Annotated in this window: 18 protein-coding genes and 1 tRNA gene; 12 read left to right on the top strand and 7 right to left on the bottom strand. The window is 69.9% G+C overall.

Going from position 1 to position 18,355, the window contains the following annotated elements; genetic code table 11:
- The first annotated feature begins 5 nt into the window (after positions 1–5).
- Positions 6–947 (top strand): Ku protein, encoded by a 942-nt coding sequence (locus ASD93_RS15025; protein WP_056124793.1) that lies wholly within the window; start codon positions 6–8, stop codon positions 945–947.
- A gap of 25 nt (positions 948–972) precedes the next feature.
- Here ASD93_RS15025 and ASD93_RS15030 read toward each other — a convergent pair whose 3' ends face one another.
- From ASD93_RS15030 to ASD93_RS15040, 3 genes are all read right to left on the bottom strand, one after another.
- Complete coding sequence (locus tag ASD93_RS15030; protein WP_056124902.1) at positions 973–1,746, bottom strand: DedA family protein; 774 nt, start codon at positions 1,744–1,746, stop codon at positions 973–975.
- A gap of 55 nt (positions 1,747–1,801) precedes the next feature.
- Positions 1,802–1,883, bottom strand: a tRNA-Leu gene (locus ASD93_RS15035).
- Between the two features lie 72 nt (positions 1,884–1,955).
- Positions 1,956–2,168 carry a PLDc N-terminal domain-containing protein gene (locus ASD93_RS15040; protein WP_235566979.1) on the bottom strand — a complete coding sequence of 71 codons (213 nt, stop codon included), beginning with the start codon at positions 2,166–2,168 and terminating at the stop codon, positions 1,956–1,958.
- A gap of 224 nt (positions 2,169–2,392) precedes the next feature.
- On the opposite strand from ASD93_RS15040, the gene alr reads away from it, so the two are divergent.
- From alr to ASD93_RS15085, 9 genes are all read left to right on the top strand, one after another.
- Complete coding sequence (alr, locus tag ASD93_RS15045) at positions 2,393–3,523, top strand: alanine racemase (RefSeq protein ID WP_082569414.1); 1,131 nt, start codon at positions 2,393–2,395, stop codon at positions 3,521–3,523.
- Positions 3,511–4,500: an ATP-grasp domain-containing protein gene (locus ASD93_RS15050; protein WP_056124803.1), complete on the top strand. Its 990-nt coding sequence runs from the start codon at positions 3,511–3,513 to the stop codon at positions 4,498–4,500. The genes alr and ASD93_RS15050 overlap by 13 nt, the downstream gene beginning before the upstream one ends.
- Before the next feature lie 74 nt (positions 4,501–4,574).
- Entirely contained in the window at positions 4,575–5,717 is a 1,143-nt protein-coding gene (locus ASD93_RS15055; RefSeq protein ID WP_056124807.1) for a CpaF family protein, read from the top strand.
- Positions 5,714–6,571: a type II secretion system F family protein gene (locus ASD93_RS15060; RefSeq protein WP_056124810.1), complete on the top strand. Its 858-nt coding sequence runs from the start codon at positions 5,714–5,716 to the stop codon at positions 6,569–6,571. The genes ASD93_RS15055 and ASD93_RS15060 overlap by 4 nt, the downstream gene beginning before the upstream one ends.
- On the top strand, positions 6,559–7,500 hold the full coding sequence (locus tag ASD93_RS15065) for a type II secretion system F family protein (RefSeq protein ID WP_235566980.1): 942 nt from the start codon (positions 6,559–6,561) through the stop codon (positions 7,498–7,500). Before ASD93_RS15060 ends, ASD93_RS15065 begins: the two co-directional genes overlap by 13 nt.
- Positions 7,501–7,521: 21 nt before the next feature.
- On the top strand, positions 7,522–7,725 hold the full coding sequence (locus tag ASD93_RS15070; RefSeq protein ID WP_056124815.1) for a hypothetical protein: 204 nt from the start codon (positions 7,522–7,524) through the stop codon (positions 7,723–7,725).
- 39 nt (positions 7,726–7,764) lie between these two features.
- Positions 7,765–8,139, top strand: coding sequence for a TadE/TadG family type IV pilus assembly protein (locus tag ASD93_RS15075; RefSeq protein WP_235566981.1), 375 nt, complete (start codon positions 7,765–7,767; stop codon positions 8,137–8,139).
- Positions 8,114–8,602: a hypothetical protein gene (locus ASD93_RS15080; RefSeq protein ID WP_056124818.1), complete on the top strand. Its 489-nt coding sequence runs from the start codon at positions 8,114–8,116 to the stop codon at positions 8,600–8,602. Before ASD93_RS15075 ends, ASD93_RS15080 begins: the two co-directional genes overlap by 26 nt.
- Positions 8,599–9,024 (top strand): pilus assembly protein TadG-related protein, encoded by a 426-nt coding sequence (locus ASD93_RS15085; protein WP_056124821.1) that lies wholly within the window; start codon positions 8,599–8,601, stop codon positions 9,022–9,024. Before ASD93_RS15080 ends, ASD93_RS15085 begins: the two co-directional genes overlap by 4 nt.
- Positions 9,025–9,083: 59 nt before the next feature.
- On the opposite strand, the gene ASD93_RS15090 is transcribed toward ASD93_RS15085, so the two are convergent.
- Positions 9,084–12,911, bottom strand: a complete 3,828-nt coding sequence (locus ASD93_RS15090; RefSeq protein WP_056124824.1) for a S8 family serine peptidase — start codon at positions 12,909–12,911, stop codon at positions 9,084–9,086.
- 107 nt (positions 12,912–13,018) lie between these two features.
- Here ASD93_RS15090 and ASD93_RS15095 point away from each other — a divergent pair, with 107 nt between their 5' ends.
- Positions 13,019–13,978, top strand: coding sequence for a TrmB family transcriptional regulator (locus ASD93_RS15095; protein WP_056124827.1), 960 nt, complete (start codon positions 13,019–13,021; stop codon positions 13,976–13,978).
- A gap of 21 nt (positions 13,979–13,999) precedes the next feature.
- Here the strand turns inward: ASD93_RS15095 and ASD93_RS15100 are convergent, their stop codons facing one another.
- Together ASD93_RS15100 and ASD93_RS15105 are read right to left on the bottom strand one after the other, a co-directional pair.
- Positions 14,000–14,326, bottom strand: a complete 327-nt coding sequence (locus tag ASD93_RS15100; RefSeq protein WP_056124830.1) for a hypothetical protein — start codon at positions 14,324–14,326, stop codon at positions 14,000–14,002.
- A complete protein-coding gene (locus tag ASD93_RS15105) occupies positions 14,323–15,636 on the bottom strand; it encodes an MFS transporter (protein ID WP_082569415.1) in 1,314 nt (437 codons plus the stop codon). Before ASD93_RS15105 ends, ASD93_RS15100 begins: the two co-directional genes overlap by 4 nt.
- A 20-nt stretch (positions 15,637–15,656) precedes the next feature.
- Between ASD93_RS15105 and prfB the strand changes: the two genes are divergently transcribed.
- On the top strand, positions 15,657–16,766 hold the full coding sequence (gene prfB, locus ASD93_RS15110; protein ID WP_056124832.1) for a peptide chain release factor 2: 1,110 nt from the start codon (positions 15,657–15,659) through the stop codon (positions 16,764–16,766).
- An 84-nt stretch (positions 16,767–16,850) separates the two neighbouring features.
- On the opposite strand, the gene ASD93_RS15115 is transcribed toward prfB, so the two are convergent.
- The gene (locus ASD93_RS15115; RefSeq protein ID WP_235566982.1) at positions 16,851–18,227 is read right to left on the bottom strand and encodes an HNH endonuclease signature motif containing protein; all 1,377 of its coding nucleotides are present in this window, start codon (positions 18,225–18,227) and stop codon (positions 16,851–16,853) included.
- Positions 18,228–18,355: the final 128 nt, after the last annotated feature.

Raw genomic sequence — 18,355 nt, forward strand, 5'->3', positions numbered from 1 at the left:
GGGGGATGAGAGCGATCTGGAAGGGTGCGCTGACCTTCGGTCTGGTCAACGTCCCGGTCAAGGTGTATTCGGCGACCGAGGACCATGACGTGTCGCTGCACCAGGTGCATGCGGCCGACGGTGGGCGCATCCGGTACCAGCGGATCTGCGAGATCGACGGTGAGGTCGTGCCCTTCCAGGACATCGACAAGGCCTACGACGACGGGGACAAGACCGTCGTGCTCACGAAGGAGGACCTGGCGTCGCTCCCCTCGGAGAAGAGCCGCGAGATCGACGTCGTCGAGTTCGTGCCCAGCGAGCAGGTCGATCTGCTCACGCTCGACAAGGCGTACTACCTCGAACCGGACTCGGCCTCGCCGAAGGCCTACGTGCTGTTGCGCAAGACGCTCGAGCAGACCGATCGCACCGCGATCGTCCGGTTCTCGTTGCGCCAGAAGACCCGCCTCGCCGCGCTGCGTGTGCGCGGCGACGTGCTCGTGCTGCAGACGCTGCTGTGGGCCGACGAGGTGCGCGAGGCCGCGTTCCCGTCGCTCGATGAGACGGTGCGCATCTCGGCGAAGGAGCTCGAGCTGTCGGCATCCCTCGTCGAGAGCTTCGCGAGCGACTTCGATCCGACGGAGTTCGCCGACGAGTACCAGGAGGAGCTGCGCATCCTCATCGACGCGAAGCTCGAGAAGGGCGACGCGCTGGACACCTCCGAGACGTTCGGCGACCGCGAGGACGAGGAGACCGGCGGCGAGGTCATCGACCTCATGGCCGCGCTCCGGGCGAGCGTCGAACGCTCGCGCGCCGCGCGCGAGGGCAAGGGGACGGATGCCGCTCCCGCCGCCAAACCGACGGCGAAGAAGCCGGCGGCCAAGACCGCGGAGAAGTCAGCGAGCAAGACCGCCGCGAAGAAGCCGGCGGCGAAGAAGCCGGCCGCCAAGAAGACCGCCAAGGCCTCCTGACGCCGGCTCCGGCGACCGGGGCTGATCAGGCGCGCGGGGCGTCGCCGCCCTCGTGGTGGCCGTGCTCCGGGCCGCGGTCGAACACGTCGGCGTCGAGGACGAGGGCCTCGGCCTCCTGGTGGTCGGTGACCACGTCCTGGCCCTCGGCGGCGGCCTTCTTGGCCTTGCTGCGCTCGCGGAGGTAGTGCCACAGCGTGATGACCGCGGTGCCGCCGACGGCCACCAGCAGGATGAGGTCGATGTAGTTCTCGACGAAGTCGGCGACCGGCGGGATGAACCCGATGAGGTAGCCGAACATCGTCAGGCCGAATCCCCACAGCACTGCGCCGATGAAGTTGTAGAGGGTGTACTTCCACTTGTTCATGTGGCCGACGCCTGCGGCGACGGGGGCGAACGTGCGCACGATCGGAACGAAGCGGGCGAGGATGATCGTGAGGCCGCCGAAGCGCTCGAAGAACGCGTTGGTGCGCTCGACGTTCTTGACGCTGAAGACCCCCGACTCCTTCTTCTCGAAGACGGACGGCCCGCCCTTGTGGCCGATGTAATACCCGACTTCCCCGCCGACGAACGCGGCGAGGCCGATCATCAGCGACACCACCCAGATGTTGACGCCGAAGATGTTGCTCGTGTTCGTCAGGAGTCCGGAGATGACCAGCAGCGTGTCGCCCGGAAGCAGGAAGCCGATGAGCAGTCCGGTCTCGGCGAACACGATGAAGCACACGACGACGAGTGCCCAGGGCCCTGCCCATTCGATGATCGCGGCAGGGTCGAGCCAGGGGATGAGGGCGATGGAGTGCAAGGGTCGTTCCCGTCGGTCGAGCGGTCGGCGAGGAGTCAGCGCGATGGATGCCGCGTGCGGAAGGTGGGACTTGAACCCACACGCCCGGAGGCACAGGAACCTAAATCCTGCGTGTCTGCCAGTTTCACCACTCCCGCAAGTGGGTTCAGTCTACTGACGGCGCTGGACGCGGGCTGTGGGGCTGACCCCCGGCTCGGCGGCGGGGTGTGTCAGCGGCGGATGCCGAAGAGGAAGTAGCTCGCCGGTCCGATCCAGTTCACGAGGATCGCCGGAATCCACACCGGCTTCGGACCGCGCACCTCGTCGGGGTCACGGTGAGCGAGGTCCCAGAACGCGAGGAACGCGAACGCCGCCTGCACAAGGCCGATCAGCCCGAGCACCGCCTTGCCCGCGGGAGCGAGTTCCTTCTTGTCGCCTGTCATCGTCGCGTCCCTTCCGTCGACCTCCATCCTGCCCTGCCGGGCGCCCGACCGCACCGGGGTATCAGGATGGGGCGTGCGAGAGAGGGGACGCCTTCAGGACTCGAACGGGTTGCGACCCGACCGCCCCCAGTCCGCGGCGGCCGGCGGGAACCTCGTCCTGGGGGATGACTCGAATCAATCTCTGAGCGGACGCTCGCGAGCATCCGAGCGGCGAGCCTCGAATCATGACCCCACTCACGACCTCAGCCTCCCCGTCGACCGTGACGGTCAGCCTGAGTGCGATTCGAGCCAACACGAGGATGATGCGCGAGGTGTGTGGCACCCCGATCATGGCAGTCGTGAAAGCCGACGGCTTCGGTCTTGGTGCGATCCGCGTCGCGCGAGCCGCGGTGTCCGGTGGCGCGACGGAGTTGGGAGTCGCCACCATCGACGAAGCTCTGACCTTGCGAGCGGCGAGCCTGGAGGAGCCCATTCTCGCGTGGATGCTTCACGACGGGGCACGGGTAGGAGAAGCACTGGACGCGAAGATCCGTCTCTCTCTGACACGTCGCGCGCAGGTCGCTGAAGTCGCTCGGCTGGCCGCGGGGCTGGGCGTGGTCGCGGAGATCGAACTCGAGGTCGAAACGGGCATGCACCGATCCGGATGCAGCGAAGCCGACTGGGATGCGACGCTCGATGAAGCGAGACGAGCGGAGGCGTCGGGATGGGTGAGGGTCATCGGTGTATGGACCCACTTGTCTGGATGCAGCCCCGCGCACTTCACGGAACCGCTCGAGACGCTCGGACGTGCGGCGGATCTCGCCCGGCGGAAGGGGTTGCGCCCGCGCGTGCACGCCGCGGCATCTCTCGCGGCCACCATCGACCCCCGCACTCGCCTGGATCTCGTTCGGCTTGGAGCATCGCTTGTCGGCATCGAACCCGTGCGAGCGGACCCCGTCGGGTTGCATCCAGCGATTCGCTGGGAATCACACATCACGCAACTCCATGACGTGCGTGAGGGGGCCTTGGTCGGGTATGGCAGACATCGAATCGACAGCCCCAGACGACTGGCATTGATCCCCGTCGGTTACGCGGACGGTGTTCCGCGTCGGGCGTCACCCACCTTGGGAGTGCTGACGAGGACCGGGCACAAGCTGCCGTTCATCGGCACGATCTCCATGGATCACGCGGTCGTCGACATCGGGGACCTGGAGGTCTCACCAGGGGAGGCGGTGGTGCTGATCGGCGATCCCCTCCGGGGAGAACCTGGGCTCGCGGACTGGGCCGATGCGCTGGACACCATCGAACAGGAGATTCTCACCGGTCTCGGGGACCGCGTCGCGCGAGTCGAGAGCACCAGCGCATGGCCCGCGTAGTCGTACTCGCGGGAGGCGGTACCTCCGAGCACGCTGTCTCTCTGGCGTCGGGAGCCGACGTCGCAGACTCACTGCGCACGATGCACGACGTGATCTCGATCACCATCGACCCTGTCGGGAGGTGGCTCGCCGGGAACTCCGACCACCCAGGGCCAGCCCCGTCCTCTGTCATCGATCTACAGCCGGAGGACATCGTGTTCCCGGTGCTTCACGGCGGTTGGGGGGAGAACGGCGGCCTCCAGCGCGAACTCCACCATCGCGGAATCCGCTACGTCGGGTGCGATTCCGCTGCCTGCGAGATCGGAATGTCGAAGCGCGCCACAGCGCGCACCGCTGCCCAGCACGGGGTGCGCACGATCCCCACACGAATCATCCGGCGACACGAGTACTTCGCTGATGTCGGCCTCGTTGCGAGCGCTTTGGCGAGAGCAGCGAGTTTCCCGCTGGTCGTCAAGCCTGACAGCGGGGGTTCCAGCGTCGGGGTGTACGTCGTCCACAATGGCCGCGAAATGCGAAACGCGCTCAACGCCGCATTCGAGCTCGACGACGTCGTGCTTCTGCAACCCTTGATCGTCGGCGCCGAAGTCAGCGTGGGAGTGTGGAGCGGAGCGGATGGGGTTCTCCGAGTTTCGGGAGCTTCTCTCCTGCACCTGCCGTCCGGCGTCGACGCATTCAGCTATGAGCATAAGTACGCGGGGGCGGGGGGATGGCTCGAGATCCCTGCGGCCATCTGCGAACCGGCGTCCACGAAGTTGACCGACGCGGCCCTGCGGACTGCCCGCGCCGTCGGCGTCGTCGGCCTGTCTCGGATCGACTTCTTCCTGGTCGACGACCAGCCGGTCCTCAACGAGATCAACACTCTGCCTGGGCTTCGCCGAGAGTCCCACTTCCCCCGCCTGATAGCCGCGGCCGGCACGTCCTACGATGACCTGCTCGCCGGCTTGGTCGAACAAGCCATGACGCGCAACGAACGCTGACGCCCCGCTCGGCCGAGCGCCGCACCTGTGGATAACTTCGGGATGACGCTTGCCCGTCTTGCAAGGATGCATGCGTGTCCGGTTCCACCGCCCCCACCGCTCTCGTCGCGGAGCGTGTGCGGGAGCGCCTGCGGGCCGAGCGAGCCGACCCGGCCCGTGATCCGGAGTTCGCCGCCCACGTCGCGCGTGCCGAGGTGCGCAAGCACAACGACTTCGCCCTCGCTCGCGGTCTCGCGCCCGTCGATGACGAAGCCGCGTGCGTGCGCGAGGTGCTGGCGTCGGTCGCCGGGTACGGTCCGCTGCAGCCGTATCTCGACGATCCCACGGTCGAGGAGCTGTGGATCAACGCGCCCGACCGCATCTTCGTGGCGAGGGCCGGGGTGCCGGAGCGCACGCCGCTCGCCCTGTCGGACTCGGCGGTGCGCGACCTCGTGGAGCGGATGCTGCACTCCACCGGACGCCGCGTCGACCTGAGCCAGCCTTTCGTCGATGCGTCGCTGCCCGACGGGTCGCGACTGCACGTCGTGATCCCCGACATCACGCGTCGCCACTGGGCGGTCAACGTTCGCAAGTTCCTGCCGGCGTTCCGCGATCTCGAGCGACTCGTCGCGGCGGGCGCCCTCACGCGCGGCGCCGCGGCGCTTCTTCGCGAGGCGATGACGCGCGGCGCGTCGGTGCTCGTGTCCGGTGCGACCCATGCCGGAAAGACCACGTTGCTTGGTGCACTCATCGCCGCCTGCCCGCCCGAGCACCGCATCGTCACCGTCGAGGAGACGTTCGAGCTCGCCGTCGCCGCGACAGACCTCGTCGCCCTGCAGGGCCGCCAGCCCAGCCTCGAGGGTACCGGTGAGGTGACGCTGCGGCGACTCGTGAAGGAAGCCCTGCGCATGCGTCCCGACCGGCTGGTCGTGGGGGAGGTGCGCGACGCCGAGGCGCTCGATCTCGTGCTCGCGCTCAACACCGGTGTTCCCGGAACCGCCACGATCCACGCCAACTCCGCGCGGGAGGCGCTGGGCAAGCTCGCGGCGCTCCCGCTCCTGGCCGGGCGCAACATCGACGCCACCTTCGTTCTGCCGGCCGTGGCGGCATCCGTCGACCTCGTCGTGCACTGCGAACGCGATGCCTCGGGCAGGCGCCGGGTCGGCGAGATCGTCGAGCCGACCGGAGTCGAGCATGGAGTGATCACCGCCCGAACCGTCCACGGAGGTGGGACGTGACGTTCGTGTGGGGCGCCGTCCTCGCGGCGGGCGTCCTGCTCGCCGTATCGCCGTGGGTGTGGCCGGCGCGACCGGCCGCACGCCGCGCAGAGGAGGCGGGCCGTCTCGGGCGGCTGCTCGAGGCGGCCGGTCTGGCCCGGCTGTCGCCGGGTTCCGTCGTGACCGTCGCCCTCTGCTGCGCGCTGGTCGCCGCCGCAAGCGCGTGGCTCGTCGCGCAGGTCGCAGTCCTCAGCGCCGTCGCGGCCCTGGCCGGGGCATCCGCTCCGTTCGTCTGGCTGCGGGCACGGCGCTCGCGCCTGCTCCGCACGCGACGGGGGCTGTGGCCGGACGTGTGCGACCTGCTGATCGCCTCCGTTCGGGCGGGGATGTCGCTTCCCGACGCCGTGGCGAGCCTCTCCGACTCCGCGCCGCCCGAGCTGCGGCCGGCGTTCGCCGCCTTCGCACGGGATGTCGCGGCATCCGGTCACTTCGACTCGAGCACGAAGCGGCTGAAGGTGGCGCTCGCCGATCCGGTGGCGGACCGGATCGTCGAGACCCTGCGCATGGCGCGGCAGGTCGGCGGCACCGAGCTCACCCCGGTGCTGAGGGCGCTGGCGGCGTCGGTGCGCGCGGATGCCGCGCTCCGCGCCGAGGTGGAGTCCCGGCAGTCGTGGATCCGGGGCGCCGCCGTGCTGGGCGTCGCGGCGCCGTGGGTGATCCTCGCGCTGCTCGCGTTGCGTCCCGAGGGAGCGCGGGCGTACGGCAGTCCCGAGGGCATCGTGCTGATCGTCGCGGGCGCCGTCGTCTCGTTCGTCGCCTATCGCATCATGCTGCGATTGGGGCGCCTTCCCGAGCCTCGGCGGTGGTTCGGGTGATCCTCGTCGGCATCGACGATCTCGCGGCGGCGGTCGTGCTGGGCTGCGCGCTCGGCGGCGGCGTATGCCTCGCCCTGTCGAGGGCGCCGCGGTGGGGTGCCCCCTCGCTCGCCCGGCGCATCGCTCCGTATATCCGGGATGTCACCGATCCCCGGGGAACCGGCCTCGCAGCGGCGACGGCGCCGCACGACGTCTCGCTCGTGTGGCGCGCCGCGCAGCGGCGGTTCGCGGGGCTGCTCGGCGGGGACGAGTCCCTCCGCGGACGTCTGCGCCAAGCGGGGTCGCCCATGGATGCCGCAGCCTTCCGCGGGCGTCAGCTCGTGTGGGGAATCGCGGGCCTCGCCCTCGGCGGGCTCGTCGCGGTCATCGCTGTGCTGATCGGGCGCACCACGCCTGCTCTGGCAGTTGTCCCGCCGCTGTTCGCGGTCGTCGCGACGCTGGCGCCGGACGCCTGGCTCGCGCACGCAGCGCGCGCGCGGGTCGCGCGTATCCAGGACGAGCTGCCCACTGTGCTCGAGTTCCTCGCGCTGTGCCTCTCGGCGGGGGAGGGAATCCTCGATTCGCTTCGGCGAGTGAGCGTCATCGGGGCGGGCGAGCTCACGGCCGAGCTGCGTGAGGCGGTCGTCGCCGTCGGCACCGGCTCCCCGCTGCCTGAGGCGCTCGCGGCGCTGTCGGATCGCCTGCGGATCTCCGCGCTGTCCCGAGCGGTCGACCAGCTCGTGGCCGCGATCGATCGAGGGGCGCCGCTCGCGCACGTGCTGCACGCGCAGGCGCTCGACGCGAGGGAGGACGCCAAGCGCACGCTCATCGAGCGCGCCGGGCGCAAGGAGATCTACATGCTCGTGCCGCTCGTGTTCCTCATCCTCCCGCTGAGCGTGCTCTTCGCCGTGTTCCCGGGAGTCTTCATGCTCAGGCTCGGCCTCGGCTGAGCGCATCCCCTAAGGAGAGAAATGATCCGTCGACACCTCGATCTCGCGCTGGCCCGACTGCGTGGCCGCGGCCGCGCATTTCACGACGACGAACGCGGCGACGTTCCCGGCTGGGTCCTCATCACGCTGATGACGGCTGGGCTCGTCGTGGTGATCTGGGCGCTGGCCGGCCCTGCGCTCGCGTCGCTGTTCGAGCAGGCGATCTCGCGGGTGTCCGGTTTCTAGGACGTGTCCGGCATCCGGCGGTTCCGGCGGCGAGCTCCTGTGAACGACGAGGGCTCGAGTCCGGTGGAGTTCGTGCTCGTCGGTGCCCTCCTCACCGTGCTCACTCTGGGAGTGCTGCAGTTCGGCCTGGCGGTGTACGTCCGCAACGTCGTCCACGACGCGGCGGTCGAGGGGGCGTATCACGCGGCGCTGGCCGACACCTCCCTCGCGGAGGGTGCCGAACGCACGAGGGAGATCGTGGCGCGCACCGTCGGGGACGAGTACGCCGCGGATGTCGAGGTGCGCGAGTCCGGACGACTGGGGCATCCGGTCGTCGAGGTCAGCGTGACGGCCGTGCTGCCGCTCGTGGGACTCTTCGGCGCGCCCCGCACGCTGGAGGTGACCGCCCATGCACCCGTGGAGTCGTTCGACTGATGGTGCGACCCGGGATCGCGTCGCCGCTGACGAAGCCGAGCGTGGATCCGCTGCTCTCGAGTTCATCGTGGTGGGCCTGCTCATGCTGGTGCCGCTCGTGTACCTGATCGCGGCGCTCGCCTCGATCCAGGGTCAGTCGCTCGGCGCCGAGGCCGGCGCACGGCACATCGCGCGGGCGATCGCCACAGCAGACGATGCCGACCAGGCCGAGCAGCGAGCCGAGGCGGTGCGCGCCTCCGTCGTCGCGGAGTACGGCCTCGACTCCGACGCGGTCAGCGTGTCGCTTGCCTGCCGTCCGGCCGGCGCCGAGTGCCCGGCTGCGGGGGCGACGCTCGTCGTGACGGTGCGCGCGACGGTCACGCTTCCGCTCGTACCGCCGGTGCTCGGTCTGGATCGCGTCACGAGCATCCCGATCGAAGCGGTGGCGGTGCAGAAGGTCTCGCGCGTGTGGGGTCTCGGGTGACCCGCCGACCGCGGCGTGCCGCCGATGACGAGGGCAGCGTTCTCATCCTGACGCTCGGCTACGCCGTGCTCGCGCTCGCCGTCGTGTTCGTGTGCGTGGACGCGACCAGCCTGTACCTCGCGCAGAAGCGCCTCGACTCGGTGGCGGATGCTGCGGCGCTCGCCGCCGCGGACGGCTTCGAGTTCGACCTCGAGGCAGGGGAGGCGGTGATCGTGCTCACCGACGCCGGGGTGCGGGCTCAGGCCGAAGCCATCGTCGCCGAGGTCGGGGGAGGCGCGGCGCTCGTGTCCGCGGCGACGCCGGACGGCGTCTCCGCACGCGTGACGGTGGCCGGGTCGTGGCATCCGCCCGTCTTCGCCTTCTTCGTGCCCGACGGAGTCGCACTCGAAGCCACGGCCACGAGTCGCACGGCTCTGAGGTAGTACGAAACGGGAAGGGTCCCGCCGCTGAAGAGCGGCGGGACCCTCCCCGGGTATTCAGATCAGCGTCGGACGCCCTTCGCAGGGGTCGCCTGGAACGCCTTCTCGATCGTCTGCGAGAACGTGTTGCCCGCAGCATCCTTCGCGGTCACCCGCAGGTCGACCCAGCCGCCCTTGTCCGACACCGGGATCTGCGCCGAGAAGCCGCGGACCCACGCGCGGGATGGGACGAAGATGTCGCCGGTTCCCTCGACCGCACCGGTCGGGGCATCCGTCTTCGCCTTGTTCAGCGTGATCTTCTTCCACTGGCCACCCGCGGTGCGTGCCTCGAGCGTCGCGTGGGTGATCGCACCGGCCGGGGTGGTCCCGGCGACGTGCCCGACCTCGAGACCCAGTGAGACGCCGGAGCCCTTCTTGCGGCCCTCGCCCACCTTGTTCTGCGCGTTGACGTCGACGTCGTAGTAGGCGGTCATCATCGGGAGCAGGCGGTTCGTCCAGTCGCCGAGCTTGCCCGACGAGCGGAACGTCCAGTCGGTGACCGTCTTCGTCGAGCCTGCGACATGCGAACCGTCGTGTGTCGCGGTGCTCACCACGCGCCACAGCTGGTTCTCGCCGTCGGGCAGCTCGTACAGGTTGGCACCCTGGTGCTCGCGCTGCGCGACGAGCGTGCCGTCGATGTAGATGTCGGTCAGCTGCGAGACGGTGGACGGCTCGGCCCAGGTCTCGAACGTGCCGGTGCGGTCGCCGTTGCCGCCGTCCGCCCAGCTCGGGACGTTGATCTGCGCCCAGTCCGACGTGCGGTAGGGGACCCAGAAGCCGACGCCGATGTTCGGGCGCACGATGCCGCCGAAGTACTCGGCCGCCGTGCGCTGGCCCGCCTTGTAGCTGCGGGTCTTGTCGCGCATCTCCCATCGGACCGATTCGATCCCGACCCACTGGTTCCAGCGGATGCCGTCGGTGTTGACCCATTCCTCCCGGTCCATTCCGCGCTGGGCGCGGTACGGGATGCCGTTGCCGAACGTCGCGCCCGGAACGTAGTCGTACCGGAACTCGGCCATGTCCTCCTTCTGGCCGTGGAATCGCGTGTCGATCCGCGCGAGGTCCTTGGGAGCGAACGTCAGATCGGTCGGAATCTCACCGTCGGCGTACTCGGCGATGTCGTAGATCACGTCGCTGTACTCCGTGCCCACGGCCGAGATGGTGACCTTCTGGCGCTTCATCTGGTCGAGCAGCGCCTTGCCCTGCACGCCGCTGATGCCCGCCACCGGGATCGGCGCGTTGGCGGTGAAGTCGGCAGAGCCGACCCACTCGTTGAACTCGCCGTCCGCACTGTTCACCACGATGAGGAGCTTCGCTCCCGCGGCGGCCGCGTTGGCGGTGCGCTCGGATGCCGGCACCTCGGCGGATCTGGCCACCACGGCGACCTTGCCCTTCACGTTCGCCTTCGCGAAGTCGGCCGCGCTTCCGAGTCCCGCGTATACGGCCGTCGACCGCAGCTCGAGGTCGCGGAAGGTGCCGCCGATCTGCTCGATGAGGTCGAGGCGCGCCTTGCCCGCCGTCACCGCGAGCATCGGCTTCTGCAGGCGCCAGCGCGTGGTGAAGCCGAAGTCGGCGTCGTCGACGACCATCGGCACGGCCCACAGCTCGTCGTTCCACACCGGCGCCATGGCGCTGGCGAAGAAGTCGTTCACCTTGACGTCCATGCGGGAGTAGGCCGCGGTGAGTCCTCGGCGCTTCACATCGACCGTGACCTGCTCGGCCTTGCTCGCGTCCAGTGCCACCGTGCGGTTCTGGTCGAGCTTCACCGTCGGCTCACCCGTGAGCACCATCGCGATGGTGTCGGGCGTGCGGTTGAGCTCCATGTAGGACATGACCGTGTAGTCGCCCTTCATGAGGCGCAGGGTCGTCGTGCCGTCCACATAGACCATCTCGGCGAACTGCGTCGCCGGGTCCCACAGCATCGCGTACGTCGACGTGGGGTTCCCCTCGAAGTCGGTCGCGTTCACCGTGAGGTCGTACCGCTCGGCCTCGGCGATCGTGCCGAGCGCCGTGCGGGTGATGCCGGTGCCGTCCACCGAGCCGACGAGCGCGCCCGACAGCTGCGTGCCCGCGGGGACCTTCGACGGATCGACGGTCATCGTCGCCGAGGCGGTCGCGCCCGCGGCGATCGTGAGCGACTCTTCGTCGAGCGTGAGCGCGTCGAACGCGATGCCGTCCGCCGGGCCGGCCTCGCGACCCGGCGTGGTGTCGACGAGGCTCGCCTCGAGGGTGACCGTGATCTCGGCATCCGTCCGGTTGGTGAACTCGACCACGCGCTCGACCGGAGTCGCCTCCTCGCCCCACATGAGCATGCCGAAGTCGCCGGACCCGTCGGCCACGACGGGAGCCTCGAGAGCCGCGTCGACGTCGATGACGCCGCTGCCGCCCTGATAGGCGGAATAGCCCACGTCGGTCGCCGTGCTGGCGAGGGCGGCCTTGAGCTGGTCAGTCGTGTAGTCGGGGTTCGCGCCGAGGAGGATCGCGGCGGCTCCCGCGACGTGCGGCGTCGCCATCGACGTGCCGCTCATCGAGACGTAGGCGCCTTCTCCGCCGCTGTCGGACGAGCGGGCGGCGGTGACGTCGCTGCCCGGTCCGGTCACGTCGGGCTTGAGCGCGCCCGAGCGCGACAGCGGACCCTGGCTGGTGAAGTACGACAGCTCGCCCGACGGGTCGTCGACGGAGCCGACCGTGAACGCCTCGACGGCCGAGCCGGGTGCGCCGATCGTTTCGGCGGCTCCGGCGTTGCCGGCGGCGACGACGAAGAGGGCCCCGGTCTCCTCGGCGATCGCGTTGAGCGACTCGGCCATGAGGTCCTTGCCGTCGGAGGCCTCCATGGATCCGAGGCTCATCGAGACGATCGGGGCGTTCTGACCCGCCCACTCCATGGCCTCGATGATCCACGAGTCCTGACCGGATCCGTCGGCGCCGAGGACCTTGCCGACGAGCAGCTGCGCGCCGTCGGCCACGCCGCGGTGGGTGCCATCGCTCGCGGCGCCCGTGCCGGCGATGGTCGAGGCGACGTGCGTGCCGTGGCCGTTCGCGTCGACGGCGACCTCTTCACCGGGCACGAAGCTCTTCGAGTTCGCGAGCACGCGGCCCTGCAGGTCGGGGTGGGTGTCGTCGTAGCCGGTGTCGAGGACGGCGACGGTGACGCCCTCGCCGGTGTAGCCGTCGGCCCACGCCTCGGGGGCGTCGATGTAGTCGGTGCTCGAGTCGAGCGTCGCGCGCACCTTGCCGTCGAGGTGGATGGCTTCGATGCCGCCCGCGAGGCTCGGGGTCGCCGAGAAGGTGCTCGCACCCGCGGTGAGCGACTGCCATGCCGCGGCGGCGTCGGCGTGGCCGAGGGTCGCACCGGCCGCGCCGATGCTCTCGAGCTCGGTCTGCACATCGAGACCGGGCAGCGGTGCCGAGAACGTCTGCGCAGCGGACTGCTCGACGATGATCGGCGTGGCGTCGACGGATGCGTCGTCGTAGCCGTACTCGATGAGCAGCGACACGTTGAACAGGTCCTGATCGAGCACGCCGGACGCGAGGTACGGCATGGCCGTGTCGGGGATCACGTGCAGGTCGTCGCCGGCCTGGTAGGTGCGCACGCCGGCGCCGTCGACGGCGGTGTCGACCTGCACGGTGGGCGCGCCTCCGGGCGCATCGGTCACCGTGACGCGGTCACCGGTGATCAGCGTGACGGTGTGGGAGCTGCCGGCGGCCGCGCGACTGGCGGGGGGATCGTCGACGGAACTTGCGGCCGCCGGCAGGGTGGTGAGGCCGATGCCGGCGATGCCGATCGCCAGACCGCTTGTGGCGGCGACGATCGAACGCAGGCGGCAGCCTGTGGTCAGGGGACGGGGCATGGCTGAACCTCTCGGGGGTAGGGGATCCGCTTGGAAGCCTCACACGGGGAATCGCTTAGAGTGATGGCGGAGAGGTGACATGGCCACCATCCGCCAGAAAGGGCGCCATGCTCGACGTACTCGGACTCGACGACGCGCACACCGCGGTGTACCGGTGCGTCGTGCAGCAGACGTCGGCGTCGGTGCCCGAGATCGCGGCCGCGCTCAGCATGTCGGCTCCGCGGGTGCGGGCCATCGTGGCGGAGCTCGAGCGCCTCGGCCTGTTCGCGCGTCAGGCTGCCAGCAGCGACCGTTTCGTGGCGTCCCCGCCTTCGGTCGCACTGAGGCCGCTGCTTCTCGAGCGCGAGCGCGGTCTCACGCGCGCTCATGAGGCGCTCGTCGAGCTGAATGACCTCTACCGGCGCTCGGCGGAGCAGCGCAGCGTCGCCGATGTCGTGGAGGTCGTGCTCGGCGACGACGCCGTGCGTCAGCGCGTCGCGCAGCTGCAGGCGGCGGCGAGCCAGCAGGTGCGCGTGCTCGTGCTGAACGAGATCGCGCTTCTCAGCGGCGAGGAGAACGTCGAGGAGGATCGAGCGCTCGAGCGGGGCGTGCGGTACCGGGTGATCGTCGAGAGTGCGGTGCTGGAGCGACCCGGCTTCCTCGCCGCCGCGCGGGAGATGTCGGCGATCGGCGAGGAGGTGCGCGTGCTTCCCACGCTCCCCACGCGCATGTTCGTCGCCGACGATCAGATGGCCCTCGTGCCCATGCGCGCCCACTCTCAGGAGGCCGGGTTCGGCGCTCTCCTCATCCACCCCAGCGGCCTTCTCGACCTCGTGATCTCGATCTTCGAGGAGTACTGGCGCTCAGCGACGGAGTTCCTCCCGATCGCCGCCGTCCACACCGCCGAGGACGTCGATCGCGACCTGCTGCGTCTGCTCCTGCTCGGGGTGACGGATGCCGCGGCCTCGGCCCAGCTGGGAATCTCGCTGCGCACGCTCCAGCGTCGCGTCGCCGACCTCATGGAGGTCGCGGGCGTCACCACTCGCATGCAGCTCGGTGCGGAGGCCGTGCGCAGAGCCTGGATCTGACGCGGCCCGTCGGCGGGGCACTCACCCGGCCGTGTTGAACCAGTCCCGGCGCCGCGCCGTCTCGTCCGCGGACTCACCGGGATCGGAGGTCTCGTGCGCGAGGAGGTGCCCGTCTTCGAGCGGGACGAAGCGCAGGCAGTGCGCGCACAGGCCGCGACCGTGCGGGTAGCCGTCGGCGGAGGGGGCGGCCGGCGCCGCCACGGCTCCTGATCCCGGGCAGCGGGCGGGGTCGGACGCAGCATCCGCCCACATGATCGTGCGGTGCCGGTGCAGGCCGGCGTGGTCGAGAGGTCTCGTGCAGCGACGCCCGAGATTCCGGCTGCGGCAGAACCGGACCGGCTCGGTCACGGCCGGGACCGTGGGACGAACCGGGGCACCCATCGGACGAACGCGACCGCGCCGATCAGGCCGATGAGGCCCATCGCCCCCGTCGCGAGAGAGAGGGTGGTCAGCGCGGCGATGCCCGAGACGAGGAGGGGCGAGACCGCGCCACCGGCGTCGGTGAGCGTGCGCCATGAACCCAGGAACGGCGCGGGATCGGCCTTCGGCGCGACGTCGGCTCCGAGCGTGAGGAGGATGCCGCTGGACAGCCCGTTGCCGACGCCCAGCACCGCGGCGAACATGGCGAACCACATCGCGTTCTGGGCAGAGTCGTGCGTGAAGGCGAGAGCGATGAACCCCGTCCCCATGAGGACCATCGCGGGCAGGGCCGCCCAGAGCCGGCCGAAGCGGTCCATGACCTGGCCGCTCGCGTAGAAGAGCGCGAAGTCGATCGCTCCCGAGATGCCCACGACGAGGGCGATGGTCTGAGCGTCGAGGCCGATCGACACCCCCCAGAGCGGAAGCACGACCTGGCGCGCCGAACGGACAGCGGCGAGGGATGCCGCGGCCAGGCCGAGCCTGGACAGCACGCGCCGGAAGTGCCACATGGTCCGGAAGACGCCGGCGCGCTGTCCGTCGACGCCGGGAGCGACGCGCAGGGAGGCCGTGATCGCCTCGCCGGTGTCCTCCACCGGGTCGGGCTCGCCCCTGCGGTCGGCGCGTGCGGCGGAGGTGGGGATCGCGGATTCCGGATCGGGGCCGAGCAGCACCAGCAGGATCGTCGCGACGAGGCAGGCCGCGAAGAACCAGATCGCCGCGTGCGGGTCGCCGAACAGTGCCAGCAGGCCGGCGGCGACGAACGGTCCGATGAACATCCCCAGGCGGAAGGTGCCTCCCAGCAGCGACAGAGCTCGTGCCCGGAAGGCCAGCGGTACGCGCGTCGTCATGAAGGAGTGGCGAGCGAGGCCGAAAGCGGCCGCGCAGAAGCCGATCAGGAAGATGGATGCCGCGAACACGCCGAGCGAGGGCGCGAAGGCGAGGGCGATCGCGCCGCCGAGGGAGAGGAGGCCGGCGATCGCCATCGTGAGCCGTTCGCCGATGCGGGCCACGGCCCAGCCGGCGGGGATGTTGCCGCACAGCTGGCCGACGACGAGGGCGGAGGCCACGAGAGCCGCCGTCGCGACGTCTGCTCCCAGCTGCGCCGCGATGACGGGGATCAGCGGGATGACGGCGCCCTCGCCGAGAGCGAAGAGCACCGTGGGTCCGTAGATCATCGGAGCGAACCGCCACAGGACCTCCCGGACGGGCGGGGAATCCGGGCGTTCGCTCACGTGCATCCACGTTAGTCTGGAGTGTCATGCTCGAACTCGATATGTCCGCCGATATCCAGGCCCTGCGCTCCACGTTCGCCGACATCAAGGCGGTCGTGGACGTCGAGGCGCTCACCAGCGAGATCGCGCGACTGAGCGAGGAGGCCGGCGCACCCGATCTGTGGGACGACGTCGAGAAGGCGCAGAAGGTCACGAGCGCGCTCAGCCACCGGCAGTCATCGCTCAAGCGACTCACCGACATCGAGCAGCGCCTCGACGATCTCGACGTGCTCATCGAGCTCGCGAACGAGATGGAGGACGAGGACTCCGCCGAGGAGGCTCGTCGCGAACTCGCCGAGCTCGAGGACATCATCAGCCAGCTCGAGGTGCAGACGCTGCTCGACGGCGAGTACGACGATCGATCCGCCGTCGTCACGATCCGCTCGGGCGCGGGCGGCGACGACGCGACCGACTTCGCCGAGATGCTCATGCGCATGTACCTGCGCTGGGCGGAGCGCCACAAGTACCCCGTGAAGGTCATGGACACGTCGTACGCAGAGGGTGCGGGCATCAAGTCCGCGACGTTCGAGGTCGACGCCCCCTACGCCTACGGCACGCTGTCGGTCGAGGCCGGCACGCACCGCCTCGCGCGGATCAGCCCGTTCGGCTCCGCCGACAAGCGCCAGACGAGCTTCGCCGCCGTCGAGGTGATCCCGGTGATGGAAGAGGCCGTCGAGGTCGAGATCCCCGAGGGCGACATCCGTGTGGACGTCTTTCGCTCCTCGGGCCCCGGCGGGCAGTCGGTCAACACGACCGACTCGGCCGTGCGCCTCACCCACCTTCCGTCGGGCATCGTCGTGTCGATGCAGAACGAGAAGTCGCAGATCCAGAACCGCGCGGCCGCGATGCGCGTGCTGCAGACCCGCCTCATGCTGCTGCAGCGCGAGGAGGAGGCCGCGAAGAAGAAGGAGCTCGCCGGCGTCATCACGGCGAGCTGGGGCGACCAGATGCGCTCGTACTTCCTGTACGGCCAGCAGCTCGTGAAGGATCTGCGCACCGGGCACGAGGTGGGCAACCCCGCCGTCGTGTTCGACGGCGACCTCGACGGCTTCATCTCCGCGGGCATCCGCTGGCGCAAGCGCAAGGACGACGACTGACCCGTCGACGGTGCCCGGTCGATATGCCTGATTGACGCTGCCTGGCTGACGCTGCCTGGCTGACGCTGCCTGGTTGACCCTGCCTCAGAACGGTGCATCTGTGTAGCGGGCGCTCCGGGTGTGCGCGTCGGAAGTGGGTGTGAAGACGGGGACGGGTCGTTGGGGCGTGACCAGGTATTGCCGGCCGGTGGGTGAGGTCCATTGAAGGGCGCCGCCGTGGTCGGGGAGGTGTTGGACGCTCCAGCCGCCATGGTGTTTGAGGGTGTGGTGGCCGGTGCACAGGGGTGCGTGGTTGCTCAGCGCGGTGTGACCGCCGTGGTGCCACGCGATGTTGTGGTCGATTTCGCAGCGGTGGGCGGGGATGGCGCAGCCGGGGGCCATGCAGGTCTCGGCCCGCCACCGGATCAGTTTCCGGAGTGCGGCGGGGGGCCGGTACTGCGTGCGGCCGACGGAGAGGACCATGCCTGTTTCGGGGTGGGTGAGGACCCGCATCCAGGACTCTTCACCACCACACAATTCCTTGGCCACGGAGAGCGGGATGGGCCCGATGCCGTCGACCGTGGCGGGGGCGTGGCCCTGGTCGTGCCGGTCGGCGTCGTCCTCGGCGAGCAGCGCCAGCACGGGAACGGTGACGGCGACACTCGCACGGATCCGGGACACCTCGACCGGGTGGCCGGTCATGACACCCTCGATGAGCAGGTCTCCGAGGATGTCCGCCCGCACCTCATCCAACGACCGGGTCTCCGTCTCCTGCCCCACGATCACTTTCCCCATCGCCGTGAGCCGGCCGTGGATGGCGTGGGCCTCCACCGCAGGCAGGAAGGCGTGCAGCCAGGCCATCCCGTCCGCGGCCGGTTCGACCAGGATCCGCCGCTGCATCAGGGCGTGTTTGTGCCGTTCGGTGAGTGTCGCGGATTCCTCGGTCTCGATGAGGCGCCGCAGAGCACGCCGGAACGAGCCCACCGGCAGTTCCTCCGCCAGTTCCACCGCCCGCCCGGTCAACCGTTCCCGCACGTCCGCTGTGGCGGCATCCAGCAGCTCCAACAGCACCTGCGCGTGCCGCTCCGTGATCCGCGCCTGCCCGAGCGAGTCCAACGCGGCCGGATATCGGTGCACCAGAGCTTCGGCGCGGGCCAGCAGCATCCCCGCGGCATGCTCGGTGATCCGCAACGCCGCGGCCAACTCCAGCCGCACCGACCGTTCCACGATCCCCGCGACGACTCCATACCGGCCCGCGTCCGCGAGCGCGTTGCGACGCAGACCCTCCACACGGCTGAACTGCTCCGCCGCGAACACCGCCATCATCCCCGCGACCTCGGTCACCAAGCCCACATCATCCGGAACCGGCGGAACCCACTCCACCAACTCCGCAACCTCCGGCAACCGCGCACACCACTCCCACTCGGGATCCGGCGGCACATCCGCGGCCATGTCGTCAGGGGTGGATAGGTTCATCTCCATGCGCACGACATTAGAACATACCTACGACATTGCGAGATCCCGCCACCTTCGCGTCCACCTGCCGGGCGCAGCACCCGCACCAGCGCGGAGAGCGGGACGGGATCCACCGGACTCTCCGGGTGTCGCAG

Origin of the sequence: Microbacterium sp. Root180 (genome assembly GCF_001428485.1) — a bacterium.
Lineage (GTDB): Bacteria > Actinomycetota > Actinomycetes > Actinomycetales > Microbacteriaceae > Microbacterium.